Below are 22,246 nucleotides of genomic sequence, written 5' to 3'. Positions count from 1 at the left end.
GTATATCCGGACCTCATGATGCGGTTGCGATTGGCAGAGGATGCAACTGCTCAATGGGTTTGGAGGTATGCCAATAGCCCGAAAGGGAGGCGATTTTTCCTCGGGATTGCAGCGGGGTCTAGCGGGAGCATGCCCAAGATCAGTGGTGCAAGCTTGCGCCAGATGATGATTCCGCTGCCTCCTCCCACTGAACGAGGAGCCATCGCCGAGGCGCTGGGGGACGTGGATGCCTTGATCAGCGGTCTGGATCGGCTCATCGCCAAGAAACGCGACCTCAAACAGGCTGCCATGCAGCAGCTCCTCACCGGCAAGCAACGCCTTCCGGGGTTTCATGGGGAGTGGGAGATGAAGACGCTGGGCAGTCTTGGTGCTTGGCTTAGTGGTGGTACACCAAGCATGTCCATCGATAAGTATTGGTCTGGCGACATCCCTTGGGTAAGCCCGAAAGACATGAAGGTTGCGTTACTCCATGATACCATCGATCATGTGAGCAACAGTGCTCTGGGTAATGGGACTCGGCTCTTGCCGGAGGGAGCAATCCTGCTCGTCGTGCGAGGCATGATTCTCGCCCATTCATTGCCCGTGGCGCGCGCGATGCGACCCGTCGCGTTCAATCAAGATATGAAAGGCTTGGTCGTTGCTGCTGATGTCGACAGCAATTTTGTACTTTGGTGGTTGACGGCCAATGAATCACTGCTGCTCTCGAAGACTACAGAATCGACGCATGGCACGAAGCGCATGCCAACCGAGGCGTTGTTCGAGGTGAAAATCGCGCTGCCCGAACTCCCTGAGCAAACCGCCATCGCCGCCGTCCTCTCCGACATGGACGCCGAAATCTCCGCGCTGGAGCAGCGCCGCGACAAGGTTTCCGCCCTCAAGCAGGGCATGATGCAGGAGCTCTTGACCGGGAGGACGCGCCTCGTATGACCATCGGAGACCTCGAAAAGAAGACCCAGAAACGCGTCATCCGGCTCTTCGTCGACGAGCTTGGCTACGACTACCTCGGCGACCGCAGCGAGGCCGAGAACAGCAACATCGAGGAGGCCCACCTCGAACGATTCCTGTTCGCCTACCAGGAATACGACGACGAGCTCATCCGCCGCGCCGTGACCGAGCTCGTCAAGACCGCGGGCGACACGAGCCTCGCGCTCTACAACCGCAACCACGAGGTCTACAAGCTCCTGCGGTACGGCGTGCAGGTGAAGCCCGACGTCGGCGCCCCCAGCGAGACCGTCTGGCTCATCGACTGGAAGAACCCCGAGCGCAACCAGTTCGCCATCGCCGAGGAGGTCACCGTCAAGCCGGTGGATCCAAGGGCCCACACCAAACGGCCCGATCTGGTCCTCTACGTGAACGGCATCGCGCTCGGCGTGCTGGAGCTGAAACGCGCGAGCGTGTCCGTCGGCGAGGGCATCCGCCAGAACCTCGAAAACCAGAGGAAGGACTTCATCCAGCCGTTCTTTTCCACGATGCAACTCGTGATGGCCGGCAACGATACCGAGGGCCTACGTTACTGGACCACCGGAGGGGCCGAGAAGCTTTACCTCACGTGGAAGGAAGACGGCCCCGGGCGAAACCCGCTCGACAAGGCGCTCAGGCAGCTCTGCAACAAGGCGCGGTTCCTCGAGCTGATCCACGACTTCATCGCCTTCGATGCGGGTACGAAGAAGATATGCCGTCATAACCAGTATTTCGCCGTGCGCGCTGCGCAGGAGCGCGTGAAGCGTGACGAGGGCGGGATCATCTGGAACACGCAAGGGTCCGGCAAGAGCCTCGTCATGGTCTGGCTCGCCCGGTGGATCCGCGAGAACGTGCAGGACGCGCGGGTCCTCATCATCACGGACCGCACCGAGCTCGATGACCAGATCGAATCCGTGTTCAAGAGTGTCGGCGAGGACATTCACCGCACGAAGTCGGGCGCCGATCTCGTCGAGCAACTGAACACGAGCGAGCAATGGCTGCTCTGCTCGCTCATCCACAAGTTCGGCCGCAAGGAAGGCGGCGAGGATGTGGGCGACGTCGCGAGCTTCGTCGAGGAGGTCAAGCGCGCCCTGCCGCCGGGCTTCGAGCCCAAGGGCAAGATCCACGTCTTCGTGGACGAATGCCACCGCACGCAATCGGGCGATCTCCACAATGCGATGAAAGCCATCCTCCCTGGCGCCGTGTTCATCGGCTTCACGGGGACGCCGCTGCTCAAGACCGACAAGAAAAAGAGCATCGAGGTCTTCGGCGGCTACATCCACACGTACAAGTTCGACGAGGCGGTCCGGGACGGCGTCGTGCTCGATCTGCGGTACGAGGCCCGGGACATCGATCAGAACCTCACGTCGCCGGCCAAGATCGACCAGTGGTTCGAGGCCAAGACCCAGGGGCTCACGCCGCTCGCCAAGGCGCAGCTCAAATCGCGCTGGGGCACGATGCAGAAAGTGTTGTCGAGCCAGTCGCGTCTGCAAAAAATCGTGGCCGACATCTTGCTCGACGTGGAGCTGCGCGACCGACTGAAGAGCGGGCGCGGTAACGCGTTGCTCGTGGCGGGGAGCGTGTACGAGGCGTGCAAGCTCTACGAGCTGTTCGCCAGGGGGCCCCTCGCAGGCAAATGCGCCATTGTCACGTCGTACACGCCGAAGACGGCCGACATCAAGGGGGAGGAGTCCGGCGAGGGCGCGACGGACGCACTGGAGAAGTACTCCATCTACCGGCAGATGCTGGCGGACTGGTTCGACGAGCCGCCGGAGACGGCCATCAAAAAGGTCGAGGCATTTGAGAAGGCGGCCAAGAAGAGGTTCATCGAGGAGCCCGGGCAGCTCAAGCTCCTCATCGTCGTCGACAAGCTCCTGACCGGCTTCGACGCGCCGCCTGCCACGTACCTCTACATCGACAAGAAGATGCGCGATCACGGCCTGTTCCAGGCCATTTGCCGGGTCAACAGGCTCGACGGCGAGGACAAGGACTACGGCTACATCGTCGACTACAAGGACCTGTTCAAGAGCCTCGAAAACGCGGTGAACGATTACACCTCCGGCGCCCTCGACGGATACGACAAGGAAGACGTCGAGGGGCTCCTCGAAAACCGCCTCGTCAAGGGGAAGGAGCGGCTCGACCAGGCGCTGGAAGCGGTGCGTGCGCTTTGCGAGCCGGTCGAGCCGCCGAGAGATCAAGAGGCCTATTTCCATTACTTCTCCGCGACGGATCGCGACCCAGCCGGTCTCGCGAAAAACGAGCCGCAGCGGCTCGCGCTTTACAAGTTCGCGGCGGCGCTCGTGCGCGCCTATGCGAACCTCGCGAACGAGATGACGGAGGCCGGGTACAGCGATGCCGAGGCGCGGACGATCAAGAGGGAAGTGGACTTCTACGAGGATCTGCGCGCCGCGGTGAAGATCCACAGCGGTGACGCGATCGACCTGAAGCGATACGAGCCGGCCATGCGGCATCTCATCGACACGTACATCCGTGCCGAGGAGAGCGAGAAGGTGTCGGCGTTCGACGATCTCTCGCTGATCGACCTCATCGCCGCGCGGGGGGCGGAGGCGGTGAAGGCGCTTCCGAAGTCGTTCGGCAAGAAGACCGTTGCCGAGACCGTCGAGAACAACGTTCGCAAGCGCATTCTCGATCAGTCCGCCGTCAACCCCAAGTATTACGAAAAAATGTCGGAGCTTCTGGGAGCTCTGATCGAGCAGCGCAAGAAGGACGCGCTCAACTACGAGGAGTACCTGGCGAAGATCGTCGAGCTGACACGCAAGGTGAAGGACGGGCCGAGTGGCGCGGGGTACCCGAAGTCCCTCGATACCCAGGCGCTACGAGCGCTCTACGACAACCTCGGGCAGGACGAGGCGCTGGCGCTTCGGGTGGACGGGGCGGTCCGGGGGAGCCTGCAAGACGGGTGGCGCGACAACGCGATGAAGACACGAAGGGTGCGGTCGGCGATCAAGGCCGTCCTCGCCGACGACGAGGAGCGTACAGCGAAAACGCTGGAGCTGGTGAAGCAGCAGAATGAGTACTGAGAACCACGTCCTCACCGTGAGCGGCGTGCGGGTATCTGTGGTCCGGAAGGACATCAAGAATCTTCACCTCGGCGTGTATCCGCCCGATGGGCGGGTCCGCGTGGCGGCGCCTTCGGCCGTGTCCGACGCGGCTGTCCGGGTGGCGGTGATCAAGAACCTCGCCTGGATCAAGCGTCAGAGGTCCAGCTTCGAGGGGCAAAGCCGGCAGTCCTCGCGCGAGATGGTCAGCGGGGAGAGCCACTACTTCCTGGGCCGGCGCTATCGGCTTCGCGTTGTGGAGACCGAAGGGGCTGGGCGGATCGTGCTGCGGACCCGAACGATCCTCGAACTCCATGCACGCGCGGGCAGCGAGAGCGCGCAACGGGAGCGGATCCTAATGCGCTGGTACCGAGAGCAACTTCGCGAACTCGTGCGGCCCCTCCTCACGTCCTGGCAAAGGACGCTCGGCGTCGAGATCGCTGCGTGGGGCATCAAGCGAATGAAGACCCAATGGGGCGCCTGCAATGTGACGGCGCGCCGTATTTGGCTCAACCTGGAGCTGGCGAAGAAGCCGCTTTCGTGCATCGAGTACGTCGTCGTTCACGAACTCGTGCACCTGATCACGCGACACCACGGCGAGCGGTTCACGGCCCTGATGGACCGACACCTGCCGAAGTGGCGCTTCCTTCGCCAGGAGCTGAACGCCACGCCCCTCGCAGAGGAGGATTGGAAGCCGCTACCGGGGTGATCGGGAGGCGAGGCGCCCGGGAAGGCGCCGCCGCGCTGGCTCCCCCGCCGTACCACGCCCCTGCATGGTCCTTGGGCTCCCAGGGTAGGACCCTGGAACCCGCGCAGTGCCCGGCGATCGCGCGGCGGCGGATCGGCGAAATCGAGCGGCCACGTCCATCCGCGTCAAGCGAAGCCCGTCGGGCCGAGAACCGTCCGGCATCCGGCTTGCCCCGGGAGAGCTCATGCGGACCCATCACCCGCTCGGTGTGCAAAGCCGTCCGAGGCGCGCACGTTTCCGCTGGCGCAAGCCCTTCCGGGCCAATCGCGGAAAAGAGCGAAAGCTCGTGCCCCTCAGCCGCTTGATCCGGCCCGGCGTCGGCGTCCGGCGTTTCTTCAAGGATCTCTACAACGAGATCCGCGAGGACCAGGTCTCGACGGGCGCGGCTGCGCTGGCGTATTTCCTGATGTTGTCGATCTTTCCCGCTGCCATTTTCGTCCTGAGTCTCTTGCCCTATTTGCCCATTCCTGGGCTCGAGACGGCGATCATGGATCTCCTGCGGGAGGCGATGCCGACGCAGGCGGCGGAGCTCTTCACGACCACGGTGGATCGGGTGCTCTCCGAGCGGCGCGGCGGGCTGCTTTCGGTGGGCTTTTTGGGCGCGCTCTGGGCTGCGTCGAACGGGCTCAACGCGATCATCGGGCAGCTCAACGTGACCTATGACGTGAAGGAGACGCGGCCTTTCTGGAAGACACGCGGGATGTCGGTGCTGCTCGTCCTGCTCTTCGGCGCGCTCGTCGTGACCGCGTTCGGGCTCATCGTATTCGGCGGGATCCTGCAGCGCGAGGTGGCCGAGATCATCGGCTGGAGCGGCGCGCTCTTGAAGCTCTTCTCCGCATTCCGGTGGATGGTGATCCTGGGCTTCTTGCTGACGGCCTTCGCCGTCGTCTATTACTTCGGGCCAAACGTGGAGCAAAGCTTCCGGTTCATCACGCCAGGCGCCGTCCTCGGCGTCGCCGTGCTCGTCCTGGCCGCCCTCGGTTTCCGGTTTTACGTGGAAAACTTTGGGAAATACGAGGCGACGTACGGGAGCCTCGGCGCGGTGATCGTGCTCCTGTTATGGCTCTACGTAGCCGGACTCGTGATCTTGCTCGGCTCCGAGGTGAACTCGCTGCTCGAACATTACTCGGCGGGCGGAAAGCGAAAAGGCGAGCGGCAACTACCGTCGAATCCCTGACGAGGCTTTGCCCCACCCTCACGCTTTGATGATCAACATCGTCGCCAGTCTCGACGCGGCCCGTTGCAAAAACCGCGCATCGCGCGGGTTTTGCATCACCGGTCCAGGCCGTGCCTGGTCCGGGTCCAGGGGTGGACAACCCCTGGTCGGGGTCCGGGGTGAAACCCCGGCTCGGCTCACCGCCGCCCGGACCAGCGGACGACGGGGCCGGCGCCGCGGCTGCCGCCGAGGCTCGTGGCGCCGCGGCGTTTGCGCCAGTCGCCGGAGAGGATGCGCCTTCGGCCTGCGGATTGGTCGGGGGCGACGGCGTAGCTTTGTGCTTCGCGGCCGTCGGCGAGTTGGATGGGGATGCGTTGGTTCAGGACGGGGTGACCGCGGAAGACGTCGAGGGTGGCGAGGGCTTGTGGTTCGAGGGCGTAGAGCTCGCCTGAGACGGAGACTCTGCCGCCTGGTACGAGGGCGCCTGTGGTTCCGAGGTCGACGAGATCGTAGGCTGCGGCGGTCGTCGCTGGGCCGAGGGGGCGTGCGGCGGCAAGGCGTGTGTGGAGCTCTTCGCCTTGCATCAGGCTGTCGCACACGAAGAGTATGATCTCGCGGTTCGTCGGCGTCGCGGCCATGGCTGGGACGATAAACGACGGGGGTCGAAACGCAAAGCGCGTCGCGCTCAGAACGGGAGGAACCGGGACAAACGCGTGGCCAGGGCGAGCGAGAGATCTGGGGAGAGGCGCGTGGCGAGGTCGAGGATGCGGTAGTCGGTGCCGAGCACGACGCGTGCTGCGTTTGCCTGGATGCCCTCGAGACATCGCTCGGCGACTTGGTTCGGGTCGAGCCCGCGCGAGGCGAGGAACTGGGCTTCGGCGCTGCGTTGCGTTTCGCTCGTGACGCGGCCGGCTTGGATGATGTTCGTGTCGACGGGACCTGGGAAGAGCAGGGTGACGCCGACGGGGTTTTCTGGGGGCGAGGCCGAGGCGAGCTCGATGCGCAAGGACTCGGAGAATGCGCGGACGGCGGCCTTCGTGGCGGAGTATGCGCTCTTGCCGGGGAGGCCGAGCCATGCGAAGGAGCTCGTCACGTTGACGATGTGTGCTTCGGGCTCGCGGCGCAGCGCGGGCAGGAATGCGCGGCAACCGTGGACGACGCCCCAGAAGTTCACGGAGACGATCCAGTCCACGTCCTCCAGCGGTGTGGCCTCGAAGGGGCCTGCCACGGAGACGCCGGCGTTGTTCACGAGCAGGTTCACGTGGCCGTGTGCGGCGAGGATCTCGTCGGGGAGCGCGAGCATGCGGCTGCGATCGGCCACGTCCCGGACATGGGCCGTCGCGCGGCTGCCGGAGGCGGTGAGCTCGGCGGCGAGCTTCTCGACTGCGGGATCCTTGTCCACGAGTGCGACGTGGGCCCCGTGGCGGACGAGGGCGCGCGTGATCGACAGGCCGATTCCGCTGGCTGCGCCGGTGACGACGGCGACCTTGCCTCGAAATTCTCGGATGGGCATGGGCATCGATACCACGAGGCGGCGGCGAGCCGGCGCGTGACGCGTCCCGGGCGGGATACGTGCGAGGCAGAGGCTCGGCGCCTTGCCCTGCAGGGGGCGGCAAACTAGGCTGCGCCGCGCCATGTCGCCCGAACCTGTCTTCCGTCGCCCGAGCGCCGCGGGCCCCTTGCCACGCCGGGCGCGCTTCGCCTCCGCCGCGCTGGTCCTCGCCGCCTCCGGCCTCGTTGGCCTCGGAGGCTGCTTCTCGGTCGCCGACGGCTTGCCGCCGCCGATCGACACGTTCTACTACCCGACGGGCCTCGTGGTTTCGCCCGGACGAACCGCGCTCTACGTGGCGAACTCCGATTTCGATCTGCAATACAACGGCGGCACGGTCCTCGCGCTCGACCTCGCGAAGCTCCGGGCCGACACGGACAAACTCCGGCAGGCCATCATCGACGCTGCCGCGAGCCCCGCGTCGAGCGGCGATCCGACGGCCGAGGCGTGCCGCACGCTCGGCGTCGGGCGCAACGACAACACCACGCTCTACCCGGGGCCCTGCGCGCCCGTCGAGCTCTCTGCGTACCGGCAGGGCGGGAAGGCCGTGACGATCGGCGCCTTCGCCACCGACGCGGTGATCGCCGTGAAGCCGAACCCGTGCGCGGATGGCCGCGGCGCGCGCCTCTTCGTGCCGGTGCGCGGTGATCCCTCGGTGACGTACTTCGACATCACCGACGACCGCGAGATCACGTGCGACGGCGCGCCGCTGCCTGCCGAATCGGCCTGCGGCGGCACGATCTGCCTCGAGTGCGGGGCGACGTCCTCGGGCGGGCGATGCTCGCGTGACTTCCTCGTCGGCCGTGATCCCTCGGACAGCCAGCGCGATCTCACGTTGCCCGTCGAGCCCTTCGGCATCGCGGTGGACGACCGCGGCGAGTCGATCGTCGTCGTGCACCAGACCGAGCAGACGGCGAGCCTCATCGTGAACCGCTGGGCGAGCGAGCCTGCGCTCGAGCACTACCTCACGGGCTTGCCGCCGGGGCCGACGGACGTCGCGGCGATCCCGATCGCGCGGCTCATCGAGGAGAACCGGGGCACGATCGACTACACGCCCGCGTTCGGCGTGAGCTACCGATCGTCGGCGGTGTTCGACGTGCTGCGGTACAACGACGACGGCGGATCGAGCCCGGCCCGGCCGTTCATCACGCGCAGCGCGTCGGTGCGCATCGGGACGACGGCGAGCTCGACGGACTCGCGTGGGGTCGCGATCGACGGGACGGAGCGGCGGGCGTGCGAGGACGCGTGCCCGACCGGCGCGGTGCGAAACAGTTGCCTCCGGGCCTGCGCCGAGGACAACCCGCTCGGCGTCTACATGGCGAACCGCGCGCCCGCGGCGCTCGTGATCGGGCAGATCGAGACGAAGTTCACCGAGCGTGAAGGGCCGAACGGCCCGGAGGTGACCGGCGCGTTCGAGGAGGTCTCGTTCCACGACGCGGTGCCGCTCGCGTTCGGCTCGTCACGCGTGAAGATGGGCCGGGTGATCGGGCAGGATGGCCTTCCGGCGTGGCGCGTCTTCGCCGTGGCCTACGATTCGGCCTTCGTCTTCTCGTACGATCCGGTCTCGCGGCGCGTGGACAACGTCATCAAGACGGGCCGCGGCCCGCACGCCCTCGCCTTCGACACGGAGCGCGTGCGGGACGAGGCGGGGAATCTGGTCCTCGACGCACAGGGCAACCCCATCTGGTACTCGACGATGTACGTAGCCCATTTCACGGATTCCTACGTCGGCGTCGTGGACCTCGACATGCGGAATCACGCCACGTTCGGGGCCATGTACATGACGCTCGGCAAACCGGTGCCGCCCAAGGAGTCACAATGAAGCGGCGTATTTTCTCTTCGTTCGGCGGCCTCACGCTCGCCGCGCTCGGTTTGCCCCTCGTGCTCGTCGTCTCCGCCGGTGGATGCCAGACGCAGACGGTGGCGTCGGAGGTCCGCGCCCTCGAGCGATCGGGCCGCGTCTCGTTCCTCTGCCTCGGCGCCCCGGGCCTCGGGACCACGCCGGCCTTGCCGTTCGAGCGATGCGGCGGCACGCGGTTCGCGACGCCCGACGATTTCGCGGTGTCGAACGGGGTGACGACGCAGCCGCACCTCTACGCGCTCGTGACGCAGACGACGCGCGGCGAGGTGGCCGTGATCGACATGAACACGAAGGTCGACTCCGTGCTCGACTCGAACCCGCGCGTGCCCGGCGCGAACTTCTTGCCGATCGGCGCGCAGCCCGTCGACATCGCGAGCACGAGCGGCAGCACGGCGGCGTTCGTGGGCGTCGCCGAGCCCGGCCGCGAGGGGATTTTCGCGCTCGCCGCGAAGGACCTCCGCGTCTGCAGCACGTGCGCGCCGAAGACGCTGTCGAGCTGGCCCGCCTGCGCGCTGCCGGGCGCGCCCGGCGAGATGCTCGTCGTCTACGATCCGAAGAACGACGCGGGCGAGGTCCGCGCGCACTGCGACGACACCACGTATTCGAAGCCGCGGGATCCGGAGCCCGATGGGGCAGGCGGTTTCCTCGTCGACCTCACGCAGGAGGGCCTCGGTCGGCCCAAGCTCGTCGTGACGATCCCCGATCTCGGCGCGCTCGCCGTGATCGACGCGCAGGCGCTCTTCGACGTGGAGCGCGAGGCCGACGGCACGCCTCGCAAGGATCCGGAGACGGGCGAGCTCGTCTACGTGCACCCGCCGGGCTCGTGGAAGGAGTGCCCCATCGATCGCTGGGTCCCGCTCACGGTGGACCTGCCCGTGCAGAGCCCGCCCGCGCCTCCGCCGACGGGCGCCGCGTGCGTCGCGCCCCCCGTGACGGCGCCCGCGCCCGCCCAGGACTACGAAGCACGCCCCGCGGGGATCACGCTCTCCGAGAAACGGCTCTTCGTCGGCGATCTCGACGCGCCCGTCGTCCACGTGCTCGACATGAAGACGCCGTGCGAGCCGATCGAGCGGGAGCCGCTGCTGCCGACGTCGCTGCGCGAGCCGAACCGGGTCGTGACCACGAGCCAGCTCGCCGCGTCGCCGACGCTCGCGGGCTCGCTCGATCGGTTCCTCTACGCGGTCGACGATCTCGACGGCAGCGTGATGGTCTTCGACATCGCCGAGGACGCGACCTCGCGCAGGCCCGTCACGCGGCCGCACCCCGAGTGGACGCCCGCGCAGGCGCCCGATCGCGTGGAGTTCGGCGTCCCTGTGCAGGATCTCGTGATCATCGAGCGTGACAACCCGGCGCCCATCCCGAACACGGGCGTGGCCCCGGAGGGCGTCCGTTGCAGTCCGGATCCGGATCTCACGGTCTGCACCGCGTCGTCGACCTCGTGTGATCCCGAGACGCTCTACCGGACGAGCGGGACCTACGAGAGCGGCGCAGGCCCGACGCGCATGCGCGGGGCGTTCGCGTACGTGGTGCTCGGCACGGGGCAGATCGCGGTCGTCGACATCGACGATTACGACGCGCTTTGCCGCGCGCCGACGCGGTACACGTATCTTTATGGCTGCCCGCCGCCCGGCGCGCCCGCGGATCTCGGCGGGGAAGAGGTGCTCGCGAGCACGGGCGAGATCTCGTGCAACATCGTCGTGCCGCACACGCCGCGCAGCGCGAACTACATGCGGACGTCGGAGCGGACGGGGCAGAACCAGCCCGGCCTCTCGGGTTTCCCCTTGCTTTACAACAACCAGGGGACGCTCCAATCGACGTTCGACGAGAACGGGCCGATCATTCGCGCGACGGTGCCGGTTCCCCCGAATGCGAACCAGACGATACCGCCCGAGCATTTCACGCTCGCCGTGGGCGGGACGATCCGGGTGATCGATCAAAAAACGGGGCTCACGACGAACGCCGGGGATCCCGAGCACACGGTCGCGATGAATTTCGAGGATCCGCGCGCCCAGTCGACGAGCCAGTCATTCACGATCACCTACGAGGGCGCGTTGCCGGGGTTTGCCGGGAAAGCCGGGCGGCTCGATCTCACGGGCGGCCCGACGGCGAAGCTCTCCGACGCCGCGAGCCGGTTCTGCGATCAAGGCGTGCTCGGGCAACGCGCCTGGGAGGAGATCCTCGCGAGCGAGGGCGACGCGAACGCCGCGGCGAAAGCGAAGGCCTTCGCCGATTACGTGCAAATCGCCTCGAACATCCCCGAGGAGGACGACCTCCACTGGACGAGCCCGGAGACACAAGGGGTCTGCACGTACCAGCAATGCAAATCGACGTTCGGCCCGGCCGAGCTCCCGCGCGAGGCACGCGACCTCACGATCGTCGAGGCTTATCAGGATCACCTGGAGCTCGGCGCGTCACGCGGCGGAGCGTCGCCGGAGCTCATCGAATGCTGCTTCCCCACGCTGGTCGGTTTCAACGTCCGCGTGGGCGGGCAATGGTCGGTCATCGGAGATGCCTCGGGCTTCTTGCACCACGTGATCGCCGCCCCGGAGAGCGCCGGCGCCACGCAGCTCGGCGCCTGCCGCAATTCGTGTGATCCGACGCTCGCGCGGTTCAACGGCCGCGTGCGCGCCGCGCCGCACGGGGAAGTGGTGAAGGACGGCGACATCCTCGCCTTCATCAATCCCTTCTTCCGGATGGCCATCAACGATCCAGCGCCGGGGAGCGAATTCGACGCGAACCCGAATTCAGCCACGATCAACGGCCCCCCGCGCGACACCTTCTTCCAGTTCGCGACGCAAGGCAACTTCCGCCCCCTCCTCCTGAACCTCGCCTCGTCCACGACCGAGATCCAGCCCCAGGCAGTCACGTTCGTGCCCTCGACCGGCGAGCTCGCCATCACCGACGGGTCGCTCGAAGGCCTCATTCTCCTCTCGGCGAGCCGTCTGGACATTACGCGGCAATATTACTGAGCTGCTGCGTGGCGCCGGGGTTTCACCCCGGACCCCGACCAGGGGTTGTCCACCCCTGGACCCGGACCAGCGCCAGCGCTGGACCTCAGGTGGAAAAACTGCGCTCCGCGCAGTTTTTCCAGCGGGCCGATGGCAAGACCGTAGAGGTGCGTTTCGAGCTGAACCGTCAGCGCGACCGTCTTCTTTGGCAGGTACGTCGCCGGTCTTGACCGGGCCGTTCGATGAACTGCGCATCGCGCAGTTCATCGACCCCGAGTCCAGCGCTTGCGCTGGTCCGGGGTGAAGGGGGCGGACAGCCCCCTTCTGGGGTGCGGGGCAAAGCCCCGCGCATCCTGAACACCTGTCGAGGTTCGAGGTTTTTCCGAGGCGCCCTGGACAAACGAAGGGGACCTACTGGGCAAACCATGGTAAGGGGGGGCCGTGCAAGTGCGCGGCAGCAGTAGCGGCAAGAAGCTCACCCCTGTGATGCGGCAGTATGAGGAGGCCAAGGCTGCCCATCCCGACGCAATCTTGTTTTTCAGGATGGGGGATTTCTACGAGATGTTCCGGGAGGATGCCGTCATTGCGGCGCGCCTCCTCGACATCGCCCTCACGAGCCGGAACAAGGGGAATCCCGACGAAGAGCCCATGGCCGGTGTGCCTCACCACGCGGCTGCCGGATACGTTGCTCGCTTGCTCGCCTTTGGGCACAAGGTGGCCATCTGCGAGCAGATGGCTGATCCCTCCACGGTGAAGGGGATCGTGCCGCGGCAGGTCGTTCGCGTGATCACGCCGGGGCTCGTGACGGATACGGAGCAGCTCGACGCGCGGGCAAACCACTACCTCGTCGCTGTGGACACCGAGTCTGGTAATGCGGAGCGTGGGATTGCGCTGCTCGATCTTTCGACGGGAGAGCTTTCGGCCGGGATCATTCCTGATCTTGCTTCGCTGCTCGCGGAGCTTGCCCGGTGTGATCCGCGGGAGGTGCTCGTTGGCGGGGGGCTCGATCCGGATGTGAAGAAGGGCGCTGGGCTCGCGGCGCCTCGTGCGGTGTTGCGGGATGACGAGCCGCTCGAGGATGGAGACGTGGCGGCCACGATCGATGGGTCGGTGGCGGAGCCGATTGCGGCGGAGGCGGCTTCGACCTTGCCGATTGCGGCGCGGCGGGCGGCGGCGCGGGCGCTCCGGTTTGCGCACAAGTGTACGCCGGGGAGTCCTTTGCCTGTGCGGAGGATTGCGCCGTACGACCCGACGGGGGCGATGCGGATCGATGAGACCGCGCAGGTGCACCTCGAGCTTGTGCGAGGGGCGGACGGGTCGCGGAAGGGGACGCTGCTCGAGACGGTGGACGCGACGGTGACGCCGGCGGGGGCGCGGCTCCTCAGGCGACGGCTGCTTGCGCCGCTGCTCGACGTGGCGGCGATTCGACGGCGGCTCGATGAGGTCCAGGCGTTCGTGGAGAACCCGCGGGCGCGTGGCGAGCTTCGGGAGGCGCTCGGCAGGGTGGGGGATCTCGAGCGGCTCAGCGTGCGCGCGGTGCTGCGTGAGGCGACGCCGAAGGATCTCGGTGCGCTCAGGGATGGTCTCCTCGCGGCTCCGGCGGCGGTCGCGGCGACGCGGTCGATCGTGGATACCGATGGCGAAGCGCGCGAACTCTTCGGCGCGGAGGTGGACACGCTGCCCGAGATTGCGGCGAAGCTCGCGGCGGCCCTCGTGGATCGGCCGCCGGCGCTCGCGCGGGAGGGCGGGTTCGTCCGCGAGGAGTACGACGCAGAGCTTGCCACGCAACGCAGGCTCGCGCGCGGCGGCGCCGAGGAGATGACGAAGCTCGAAGCGGAGCTGCGTGAGAAGACGGGCGCGGGCTCGCTCCGCATCCGCTACACGCGCGTGTTCGGCTGGTACATCGAGGTGACGAAGACGCACCTCGGCAAGGTGCCGCCGGACTTCCGGCGCAAGCAGACGGTGGCCGGCGGCGAGCGCTTCACGAGTGATCGTCTCGACGAGCTGGCGGACGGGCTGGAGAATGCCGAGTCGCGCGCGCTCGCGCGGGAGACCGACATCTTCGAAGGGCTCGTGCGCCTCGTCGCGGAGAACGCGGAGCGGATCCGCAGGCTCGCGCGGACGCTCGCGTCGTGGGACGTGGCCGCGGCGCTCGCGGACGTGGCGCATCGGCAGGACTACGTGCGGCCCGTGGTCGACATGGGCGAGGCGCTCGTGATCGAGAGCGGGCGGCATCCCGTGGTGGAGCGCCTCGCCGCAGCGGGTCGCTTCGTGCCGAACGACACGATGCTCGATCTCGGCGGCGAGCGTCTCTGGCTGCTCACGGGCCCGAACATGGCAGGCAAGTCGACGTTGATGCGCCAGGTCGCGCTCATCACGATCCTCGCGCAGGCGGGGAGCTTCGTCCCTGCGCAGGCCGCGCGGATCGGGCTCGTCGATCGGGTGCTCTCGCGCGTCGGCGCGAGCGACAACGTGGCGCGCGGCGAGAGCACGTTCATGGTCGAGATGCGCGAGACCGCGACGATCCTGCGCGACGCGACGCGGCGCTCGCTCGTGATCCTCGACGAGATCGGTCGTGGCACGAGCACGTACGACGGGCTCGCGATCGCGTGGGCCGTGGCCGAGCACCTCTACGACGCGGTCGGCTGCCGCGCGATGTTCGCCACGCACTACCACGAGCTGACGGAGCTCGCGCAGCATGGGTCCGGCGTGGCGAACTGGTCGGTCTCGGCGCGCGAGCATGGCGGCGACGTCGTCTTCCTGCACAAGCTCGTCAAAGGGCCGGCGAGCCGCAGCTACGGCGTCGCGGTCGCCAGGCTCGCGGGCCTGCCCGAGCCGGTGCTCGCGCGCGCCAAGGCGATCCTCTCGACGCTCGAAGCGGGCGCGCCGCTGCCCTCGGGCAAACACGCGACGATGCGCGGACGCACCCGGCAAGGCGGGGTGCAGCTCGACCTGTTCGCGAAGGCGAAACCCGACACGGATGCGGCCGCGCCCGTCCTCGAAACGCTGCGCGCCGTGGAGATCGAGCGTTTGACGCCGCTCGACGCGCTCACGTTCGTCGCGCGCCTGAAGTCGCTCCTGCCCTCCTGAACACGCCGAAAACGGCTGCGGGAAAAAGCAAGCGATCCGGCTCTGCGAGCGCTCGTGGACCTGCGCATCCGCACCTGGGACGTGTGCTTACCGTCCATCTTGCGCGGGGAAACGTTGAGGACGGTCCTGATCCGAGCCGGGCAAGGTGCCGATGCACTTTTCGGGTGATTCCTGACGGGGAGCGTGCAGAAATGACCTGCTGCCCCGATCATGACGCCTCCGAATTTCAACGAAGGATTGTCCCGGGACCCCCTCCCGACGCTCGACGCTCCGTTCCCCGGCCCTACGGTGGATCAGGGAGCTCCGTACGTGCCGGGCCTTTGGCTCGAGGGCGTCGTGGCCGAAGGCGGCATGGGGCTCGTGTACGCTGCCCGCGAGATCGCCTCGGGCAAGCGCGTGGCGCTGAAGACGCTGCGGGCCTGCTTCGCGAACGACGAAGGGGCGCGGGCCCGGTTCGAGCGGGAGATCTCCTTCACGCGTCGGGTCGTGCACCCGAACGTGGCGCCGGTGCTCGGTCACGGGCACATGAGCGACGGGCGGCCGTACTACTTGATGGAGCTTTACCGAGGCCGGACGCTCGGGGCCGTCGTGCGGGAGGACGGGCCGCTCTCGATCGGGCGCGCGCTCGAGATCACGGACCGGATCCTGGCCGGGCTCGAGGCCGTGCACGCGGCGGGGATCGTGCACCGGGATCTCACGCCGGAGAACGTCCTGCTCACCGAGGGGCCCGCGGGCGAGACGCGCGTGCTCCTGCTCGACTTCGGCTTCGCCCACGAGCCGGGCGTGGACACGGGGGACGGGGTGACGGCGGACAGCCGCGGCGCGCTCGTAGGGACGATCCGGTTCATGTCGCCCGAGCAAGTGACGCGCGGCCGCGCGATCACGGCGCAGAGTGATCTGTTCGCGACGGCTCTCCTGCTCTACTACGCCGTGTCGGGGAAGCTGCCTTTCCGAGGGGAAGGGGACCTCGACGTGGCGGTGGCGACGGTGCGCAAAGCGCCGGTGCCGCTGCGCGCGGAGAACCGGAGCGTGCCGCGCGCGCTCGACGTCCTCCTGTCGCGCGCGCTGGCGAAACACCCGGACGCGCGGTTCTCGGGCGCCGCAGAAATGCGACGCGCGCTCTCCGAGATGAGGCGCCCGCGCGCGAAGGTCGCCGGGGTGGCCGCGGCGCTCGCAGGGTAGGAGATCACCCGCCACGTGGCGCCGGCGCGGCATCGAGCACGCCGTGCGCGCCCGCCCTGGGCCCGCTCCTTGCCATAGACGGCCGCGCTGCGCGGCTTTCGCTCATGGTTTCCGCCCGCGGGAGCGGAGACCGCCGCCGCAGCGACAGGCTTGGAGGAGAGGGCTGATGGATGCACTCGATCTGTTGGAGCAACAGCACCGTGACGTCTGCGCGCTGCTGTCGCGGCTCGCGGAGGCGTCGCCGGTCGGCGTGGGGAGCGAGGAGGCGTTCTACGCCGCGCTGCGCGCCGTCGAGGCGCACGTCCGCGTCGAGGAGGCGTACGTCTACATCGCGTGCGCGAGCAGGCTCGGCGACGACACGAAGGTGCGCGAGGCGCGCGAAGAGCACACGCGCATCCTCGACGCCGCGCGCGTCGCGCTCACGATGCCGCGCACGGGGCCGCAGTTCGCGGCGATGATCGCGGCGCTGCGCGAGCGCTTCGAGAAGCACGCGGACGTCGAGGAAGACGTGGTGTTCCCGAAGCTCAAGCGTAGCCTCACGGACGAGGAGCTCGACGTGCTCGGCGAGGAGATCGAGCGCTCGTACAACCGGCTGCTCGCGGGCGCGGGCGACACGCGCACGACGTACACGCGTCCCTCGGAGGAGGACGACGAGGAAGACGCGTCCCGGGCGGAGCCGCGGATGCGTCGAGGCGCGCGTCGTCCGGCGCCGCGCGGGGCGATCTGACGCGGCGCGAAGATCCTTGGTGCAGCAACGAATGCGGCCCGGCTACACGGCGACCGGGCCGCCGAAGGCGCCGAAGAAGCGCGCGAACCAGACGGCGATCATGGCGACCGCGAGCACGATCGAGCCGAGGGTGACGAAACGCGTCTGCTGAAACGCGAACGTGTACCAGCGGCCGTGGCGCACGTAGTTGTAGCTTCCTTGCAGCGCGAGGAGCGCGACGATGGGGACGATGGGGATCACGAGCGGGTGGAAGTGGACGGCCTCGCGGAGGTCGCCGGTGGCGAGGGCGAGGGCGGCGCGCGTGAGGCCGCAGCCGGGGCAGGGGTGGCGCGTGATGAGCGCGAACGGGCAGAGGGGGAAACGCACCGCGACCGCGACGCCCAGAACTGCGCCGACGGCGGCGAGGCGCGCGGCGCGACCGAGCGCGGATCCTTTCGGACGAGGGGGCGCGGAAGGATGCGCGACGGGGTAGGGGTGCGGGGCGTGTGGAACGGGGACCGGGGCGGCGATGGGTTTGTCCAAGCGTCGCCCCGGTTCGTCCTGGTCGATCAGTCTGCCGCGTTCGGATCCCAGACCTGGTTCAGGTCCTTCGCCAGCGCGTAGGGGAAGAGGAAGATGTACATCACGAGGCTCTGCGACTGCGGGTTGCGCGAGCCGGCCGCCTGCTTCGCCCGCGTCACGATCTCGGGCAGCTTCAGGATCATGAGCAGGTTCAGGATCGGGACGAAGAGGTGCCACGTCTGGAGCGACTCGTCCTTCGTGTAGGCCTTGAGCTCGTTCAGCATGCCGTAGCCGCCGAACAGGTGGTACATGCCGCAGCAGAAGAGCGTGCCGAGCAGCGCGGTCGTCGGGTTGCGCGTCGTTCCACGCATGCCGCCCATGCCGCCGCCCGGAGCGCCCATCATGGCGCCGCCCATGCCCATCGGAGCGCCCATCGCGCCGCCGGGGTACTGGCCAGGGGCCACCATCGCGCCGCCTTGAGGCGCGCCGTACGCGCCGCCGGGAGGCGCGCCGTAGCCGCCGGGAGCGCCCATCGCGCCCGGATCACCCGGAGGCGGGCCGTAGGCGCCGCCAGGCGGAGGAGCGCCGTAACCGCCCGCGGGGGGCGGAGGAGCGCCATAACCGCCCGCGGGAGGCGGAGGAGCGCCGTAACCGCCCGCGGGAGGCGGAGGAGCGCCGTAACCGCCCGCGGGAGGCGGAGGAGCGCCGTAGCCGCCTGCAGGCGAGCCGCCCATGGGTCCGCCGGGCGGGGGCGCGCCGAAGCCGCCGCCGGGGGGCGGGCCTGCGGGGGCCGGGAACGCGCCGGGCGACGGGATCCCGGGCGGGTTCGGCGAGGGAGGCGTGAAGTTCGGGATCTGATCGATCGCGATCGTGCTCCCGAGCCCGCCCTGCGGCTCGTATCCGCCGGCCGCCGGATATCCGGGCGGGGGCGGGGGCGCGGCCGGCGGCGGGGCGGCCGTCGGGCCGAGGCCCGCGGGCGGCACGCCGATCACCGTGCCCGCGAGGCCTTGATCCCCCAGCGTCGGGCCGGCGGGCGGCATGCCTGGCGGCGGCGGCGCGGCGGCCGGCATGGGCGGAGCCATCGGCGGCGGCGGCGCCGGCGGCGGCATGGCCCCCGCGGGCGGCGTGGGGGGCTGCTGGCTCATCAGCATCGTCCCCTTGAACTTCGGCGCGGCGGCTCCTTTCAGGTTGAAGCCGCACTTCGTGCACGTCGTCGCCGTCTCCGAGTTTTGTGTCCCACAATTCGGACAGAACACGAACCACCTCCCGAGGCGCTCTGCGTCATTCGAACGGTTGCGAAGGGCGCGAGGCGGCGGGCAGCGTAGAGGAGGTTCGCCCCACTTCTCAAGCACAACGCAAGGGGGCATCAGAGATCGATCGGACGCGCGCGTGCGCGCTTGCGAGCGAGCAAACCCGCGCGGACCCGGCGGTGCTCTCGGGCGCATGAAACGGAGCCGCTGCGAGGTGGGCGCGGGCCTCACGCGTCGCCAAGAAAAAGAGAAAGATTCGGCATGGCGAACGGCGCGCCTTGACACAACCGGGGGTCGCTCACTAGCGTGCGCGCGCCTGCAGAAGGGGCCCGAGCGAAACGCGGGCGAAACCCTTCGGGCGGCTCGCTCTCCTTCCAGTCTGGCTCGTGGCCCGACGGAGGGGCTCGAAGTCGAGCACGAGGACACGTGCTCGCTTGCCGCCGCCTCGATCCACCCCTAGCCCTGCTGGCGAACGAACATGACGAAGTTCGCACTGTCTCCCGACCGCGAGAAGCACGTCGAAGAAATCCTCTCGCGTTACCCGAACCGCCAGGCGGCCTGCATCCCCGTCCTCCATCTCTGCCAAGAGCAGAATGGGTGGATCTCCGACGAAGTCGTCGAATGGGTGGCGGCTCGGCTGGGCCTATCGGCCGCGCACGTGAAGGGCGTGGTGACGTTCTACACGCTCTTCAACAAGGAGCCCGTGGGCAAGCACCAGGTCTGGGTCTGCCGGACCTTGAGCTGCGCGCTCCGCGGCGCGGATGACATCCTCCACCACTGCGAGAAGCGCCTCGGTATCCACGTCGGGCAGACGACGAAGGACGGGAAGGTGACCTTGCGGACGGCGGAGTGTCTCGCCTCGTGCGGCACTGCGCCGATGATCCAGGTCGACAAGGACTACTACGAGAACCTCACCACGGCCGAGGTCGATCGGATCCTCGACCGCCTCATCAAGTGACCCATGCTGCGACAAACGACGTATCTGACGAAGCGGTATGGCGTCCCCGAGGGGTGGACGCTCCCCGTGTACGAGCGTGACGGGGGCTATCAACAGGCCAAGCGCGCGCTCTCGATGCCCCGGGAGGCCCTCGTCGAGGAGATGAAGGCCGCGAACATCCGCGGGCGTGGCGGCGCCGGCTTCCCGATGGGCGTGAAGTGGAGCTTCATGCCGTGGCCTCCGAAGCCGGAGAAGCCGCACTACCTCGTCATCAACGCCGACGAGGGCGAGCCCGGGACCTTCAAGGACCGGACGATCATGGAGCTCGATCCGCACGCGGTGGTGGAGGGCTGCATCATCGGCTGCTTCGGCATCGGCGCGCACGCGGCGTACATCTACGTCCGCGACGAGCTGCACCTGTCGAAGGCGCGCCTCTGGGGCGCGATCAAGGAGGCGCGCGAGAAGGGCTACCTCGGCGCGAAGCCCTTCGGGATCGACTACCCCGTCGAGGTCTACGTCCACACGGGCGCCGGCGCGTACATCTGCGGCGAAGAGACGAGCCTCTTGAACTCGCTCGAAGGCAAGCGCGGCGAGCCGCGGCTCAAGCCCCCGTTCCCGGCGCAGGCCGGCGCGTTCGGCATGCCGACGACCGTGAACAACCTCGAGACGATCGCGGCGGTGCCCGTGGCGCTGGCGATGGGCGGCGACGCCTTCTCGAAGCTGTCGGACCTGCACGATCAGAAGGACGGCGGCTGCCGGCTCTACGGCGTCTCGGGCCACGTGAACAAGCCCGGCGTCTTCGAGGCGTGCGTGGGCCTGACGCTGCGCGAGCTCATCTACGATCTCGGCGGCGGCGTGAAGGGCGGCGAGCTGCTCGGCGTGATCCCCGGCGGTTCGTCCTGTCCGATCCTGCGCCCCGACGAGACGGTGAACGCGCCGGATCCGAAGTCGCCGCTGCACCGCTGGCACGGCAAGAACGTGCTCGACGTGCCGATGGGCGTGGAGACGTACCGCGCGCTCGGGACGATGCTCGGCACGTGCTGCGCGATCGTGCTGAACAAGAACACGGACATCGTGCTCGCGATGCACAACCTGATGCGGTTCTACCGCCACGAGTCCTGCGGCCAGTGCACGCCATGCCGCGAAGGCAGCGCGTGGCTCTTCCGCATCCTCGATCGGATGGTCCACGGCGAGGCCACGATGGAGGAGCTCGATCGGCTCCACGAGATCGCCGACAACATCATGGGCAACACGATCTGCGCGTTCGGCGAGGGCACGGCGATGCCCGCGCTCGGCTTCTTGCGCAAGTACCGCAAGGAGTTCGAGGAGCACGTGCGCACGAAGGGCAAATCCGGGACGGGGAGGCTCGCGCTGTGAACAAAGTCGAACTGGCGTACTTCGGCCTCTGCTCGCTCATCGCGCTCCTCGGCGCGGTCGTGACCGTGGGCGCGAAGAACCCGATCCGCGGGGCGATGGGCCTCCTCTCGACGATCATCGGGATCGCGGGTCTCTACCTGATGCTGGCCGCCGAGTTCCTCGCGGCGATCCAGCTCCTCGTGTACGCGGGCGCGGTCGTGATCCTCTTCCTGTTCGTGATCATGCTCCTCGGCCCGTCGGCGCAGTCGAAGCGTGACGCGCGGGGCGCGGTGGCGCGTTACGTGGGCGCCGCGGCGCTCCTCGTGAGCGGCCTCGGCGCGATGGCGCTCGTGATGCGCACGAAGTCGGTCACGCCGACGGCGCTGCCGGCCGTGCCGCCGCAGTTCGGCACGATCGAGTCGATCGGGCACGAGCTCTTCTCGACGGCGCTCGTGCCGTTCGAGCTCTCGGGCGCGCTGCTCCTCGTGGCCGTCATCGGCGCGGTCGCGGTCGCGCGCGGCAAGCAGGTGGATCCCACGCTCTTGCCCGCGGCGGACGCGAAGTCGAGCCAGACGTCCGCACCCACCGCAGGCCAGACCAAGGAGGCGAGGTCGTGACCGTCCCGCTCGAGTACTTCGTGATCGTGGCCGCCGCGCTCTTCATGACGGGCGCGGTGGGCTTCTTGATCCGACGCAACCTGCTCGTGCTCCTCATGAGCATCGAGCTGATGTTGAACGCCGTGAACCTCACGCTGGTCGCTTTCAACCGCCAGTACGTGGGGGGCCACGCCGGGCAGATCTTCACCTTCTTCATCATCGCCATCGCCGCGGCGGAGGCCGCCGTCGGCTTGGCCATCGTCCTCGCGTTCTTCCGCCTCCGCAGCACGGTGCGCTCGGACGACGCCGATCTCTTGAGGAACTAG

17 protein-coding genes are annotated in these 22,246 nt (G+C 68.1%); 13 read left to right on the top strand and 4 right to left on the bottom strand.

Annotation, left to right across the window (positions count from 1 at the left end):
- Positions 1 to 129 precede the first annotated feature (129 nt).
- From QHF84_RS03740 to QHF84_RS03725, 4 genes are all read left to right on the top strand, one after another.
- Positions 130 to 927: a restriction endonuclease subunit S gene (locus QHF84_RS03740; protein ID WP_281311765.1), complete on the top strand. Its 798-nt coding sequence runs from the start codon at positions 130 to 132 to the stop codon at positions 925 to 927.
- Positions 924 to 4,001, top strand: coding sequence for a type I restriction endonuclease subunit R (locus tag QHF84_RS03735; protein ID WP_281311764.1), 3,078 nt, complete (start codon positions 924 to 926; stop codon positions 3,999 to 4,001). Before QHF84_RS03740 ends, QHF84_RS03735 begins: the two co-directional genes overlap by 4 nt.
- A gap of 16 nt (positions 4,002 to 4,017) precedes the next feature.
- Positions 4,018 to 4,728 carry a SprT family zinc-dependent metalloprotease gene (locus QHF84_RS03730; RefSeq protein WP_281311763.1) on the top strand — a complete coding sequence of 237 codons (711 nt, stop codon included), beginning with the start codon at positions 4,018 to 4,020 and terminating at the stop codon, positions 4,726 to 4,728.
- 325 nt (positions 4,729 to 5,053) lie between these two features.
- The gene (locus QHF84_RS03725) at positions 5,054 to 5,944 is read left to right on the top strand and encodes a YihY/virulence factor BrkB family protein (RefSeq protein WP_281311762.1); all 891 of its coding nucleotides are present in this window, start codon (positions 5,054 to 5,056) and stop codon (positions 5,942 to 5,944) included.
- Positions 5,945 to 6,120: 176 nt separating this feature from the next.
- Here the strand turns inward: QHF84_RS03725 and QHF84_RS03720 are convergent, their stop codons facing one another.
- The gene (locus QHF84_RS03720) at positions 6,121 to 6,561 is read right to left on the bottom strand and encodes a gamma-glutamylcyclotransferase family protein (RefSeq protein WP_281311761.1); all 441 of its coding nucleotides are present in this window, start codon (positions 6,559 to 6,561) and stop codon (positions 6,121 to 6,123) included.
- 47 nt (positions 6,562 to 6,608) lie between these two features.
- Positions 6,609 to 7,436 carry an SDR family NAD(P)-dependent oxidoreductase gene (locus QHF84_RS03715; protein ID WP_281311760.1) on the bottom strand — a complete coding sequence of 276 codons (828 nt, stop codon included), beginning with the start codon at positions 7,434 to 7,436 and terminating at the stop codon, positions 6,609 to 6,611.
- A gap of 121 nt (positions 7,437 to 7,557) precedes the next feature.
- Between QHF84_RS03715 and QHF84_RS03710 the strand changes: the two genes are divergently transcribed.
- From QHF84_RS03710 to QHF84_RS03690, 5 genes are all read left to right on the top strand, one after another.
- Positions 7,558 to 9,294 carry a hypothetical protein gene (locus QHF84_RS03710; RefSeq protein WP_281311759.1) on the top strand — a complete coding sequence of 579 codons (1,737 nt, stop codon included), beginning with the start codon at positions 7,558 to 7,560 and terminating at the stop codon, positions 9,292 to 9,294.
- On the top strand, positions 9,291 to 12,302 hold the full coding sequence (locus tag QHF84_RS03705) for a hypothetical protein (RefSeq protein WP_281311758.1): 3,012 nt from the start codon (positions 9,291 to 9,293) through the stop codon (positions 12,300 to 12,302). Before QHF84_RS03710 ends, QHF84_RS03705 begins: the two co-directional genes overlap by 4 nt.
- Positions 12,303 to 12,722: 420 nt before the next feature.
- Entirely contained in the window at positions 12,723 to 15,371 is a 2,649-nt protein-coding gene (mutS, locus tag QHF84_RS03700; protein WP_281311757.1) for a DNA mismatch repair protein MutS, read from the top strand.
- Between the two features lie 288 nt (positions 15,372 to 15,659).
- On the top strand, positions 15,660 to 16,553 hold the full coding sequence (locus QHF84_RS03695) for a serine/threonine-protein kinase (RefSeq protein ID WP_281311756.1): 894 nt from the start codon (positions 15,660 to 15,662) through the stop codon (positions 16,551 to 16,553).
- 166 nt (positions 16,554 to 16,719) lie between these two features.
- Complete coding sequence (locus tag QHF84_RS03690) at positions 16,720 to 17,280, top strand: hemerythrin domain-containing protein (RefSeq protein WP_281311755.1); 561 nt, start codon at positions 16,720 to 16,722, stop codon at positions 17,278 to 17,280.
- Between the two features lie 42 nt (positions 17,281 to 17,322).
- On the opposite strand, the gene QHF84_RS03685 is transcribed toward QHF84_RS03690, so the two are convergent.
- Together QHF84_RS03685 and QHF84_RS03680 are read right to left on the bottom strand one after the other, a co-directional pair.
- Positions 17,323 to 17,802 (bottom strand): DUF2752 domain-containing protein, encoded by a 480-nt coding sequence (locus tag QHF84_RS03685; RefSeq protein WP_281311754.1) that lies wholly within the window; start codon positions 17,800 to 17,802, stop codon positions 17,323 to 17,325.
- A gap of 26 nt (positions 17,803 to 17,828) precedes the next feature.
- Positions 17,829 to 19,037 (bottom strand): zinc ribbon domain-containing protein, encoded by a 1,209-nt coding sequence (locus QHF84_RS03680; RefSeq protein ID WP_281311753.1) that lies wholly within the window; start codon positions 19,035 to 19,037, stop codon positions 17,829 to 17,831.
- A gap of 472 nt (positions 19,038 to 19,509) precedes the next feature.
- Between QHF84_RS03680 and nuoE the strand changes: the two genes are divergently transcribed.
- Genes nuoE through nuoK form a run of 4 tightly spaced genes read left to right on the top strand, consistent with a single transcriptional unit; the run spans position 19,510 to position 22,246 of the window.
- A complete protein-coding gene (nuoE, locus tag QHF84_RS03675) occupies positions 19,510 to 19,989 on the top strand; it encodes an NADH-quinone oxidoreductase subunit NuoE (RefSeq protein WP_281311752.1) in 480 nt (159 codons plus the stop codon).
- Between the two features lie 3 nt (positions 19,990 to 19,992).
- Positions 19,993 to 21,345 (top strand): NADH-quinone oxidoreductase subunit NuoF, encoded by a 1,353-nt coding sequence (nuoF, locus tag QHF84_RS03670; RefSeq protein WP_281311751.1) that lies wholly within the window; start codon positions 19,993 to 19,995, stop codon positions 21,343 to 21,345.
- Positions 21,342 to 21,941 (top strand): NADH-quinone oxidoreductase subunit J, encoded by a 600-nt coding sequence (locus tag QHF84_RS03665; RefSeq protein WP_281311750.1) that lies wholly within the window; start codon positions 21,342 to 21,344, stop codon positions 21,939 to 21,941. Before nuoF ends, QHF84_RS03665 begins: the two co-directional genes overlap by 4 nt.
- Positions 21,938 to 22,246: an NADH-quinone oxidoreductase subunit NuoK gene (nuoK, locus tag QHF84_RS03660; protein ID WP_281311749.1), complete on the top strand. Its 309-nt coding sequence runs from the start codon at positions 21,938 to 21,940 to the stop codon at positions 22,244 to 22,246. The genes QHF84_RS03665 and nuoK overlap by 4 nt, the downstream gene beginning before the upstream one ends.

It is taken from the genome of Polyangium sp. y55x31, assembly GCF_029946505.1.
In the GTDB taxonomy this organism is placed as follows: domain Bacteria; phylum Myxococcota_A; class Polyangia; order Polyangiales; family Polyangiaceae; genus Polyangium.
Note: the sequence above shows the minus strand (reverse complement) of the source record. Positions and strands in the feature narration are given on the sequence as shown.

Coding starts and splice junctions, on each gene's coding strand:
- QHF84_RS03740 (WP_281311765.1), top strand. CDS start 130: ATGCCCAAGATCAGTGGTGCAAGCTTGCGCCAGATGATGATTCCGCTG.
- QHF84_RS03735 (WP_281311764.1), top strand. CDS start 924: ATGACCATCGGAGACCTCGAAAAGAAGACCCAGAAACGCGTCATCCGG.
- QHF84_RS03720 (WP_281311761.1), bottom strand. CDS start 6,561: ATGGCCGCGACGCCGACGAACCGCGAGATCATACTCTTCGTGTGCGAC.
- QHF84_RS03715 (WP_281311760.1), bottom strand. CDS start 7,436: ATGCCCATCCGAGAATTTCGAGGCAAGGTCGCCGTCGTCACCGGCGCA.
- QHF84_RS03710 (WP_281311759.1), top strand. CDS start 7,558: ATGTCGCCCGAACCTGTCTTCCGTCGCCCGAGCGCCGCGGGCCCCTTG.
- QHF84_RS03705 (WP_281311758.1), top strand. CDS start 9,291: ATGAAGCGGCGTATTTTCTCTTCGTTCGGCGGCCTCACGCTCGCCGCG.
- QHF84_RS03690 (WP_281311755.1), top strand. CDS start 16,720: ATGGATGCACTCGATCTGTTGGAGCAACAGCACCGTGACGTCTGCGCG.
- nuoE (WP_281311752.1), top strand. CDS start 19,510: ATGACGAAGTTCGCACTGTCTCCCGACCGCGAGAAGCACGTCGAAGAA.
- nuoF (WP_281311751.1), top strand. CDS start 19,993: ATGCTGCGACAAACGACGTATCTGACGAAGCGGTATGGCGTCCCCGAG.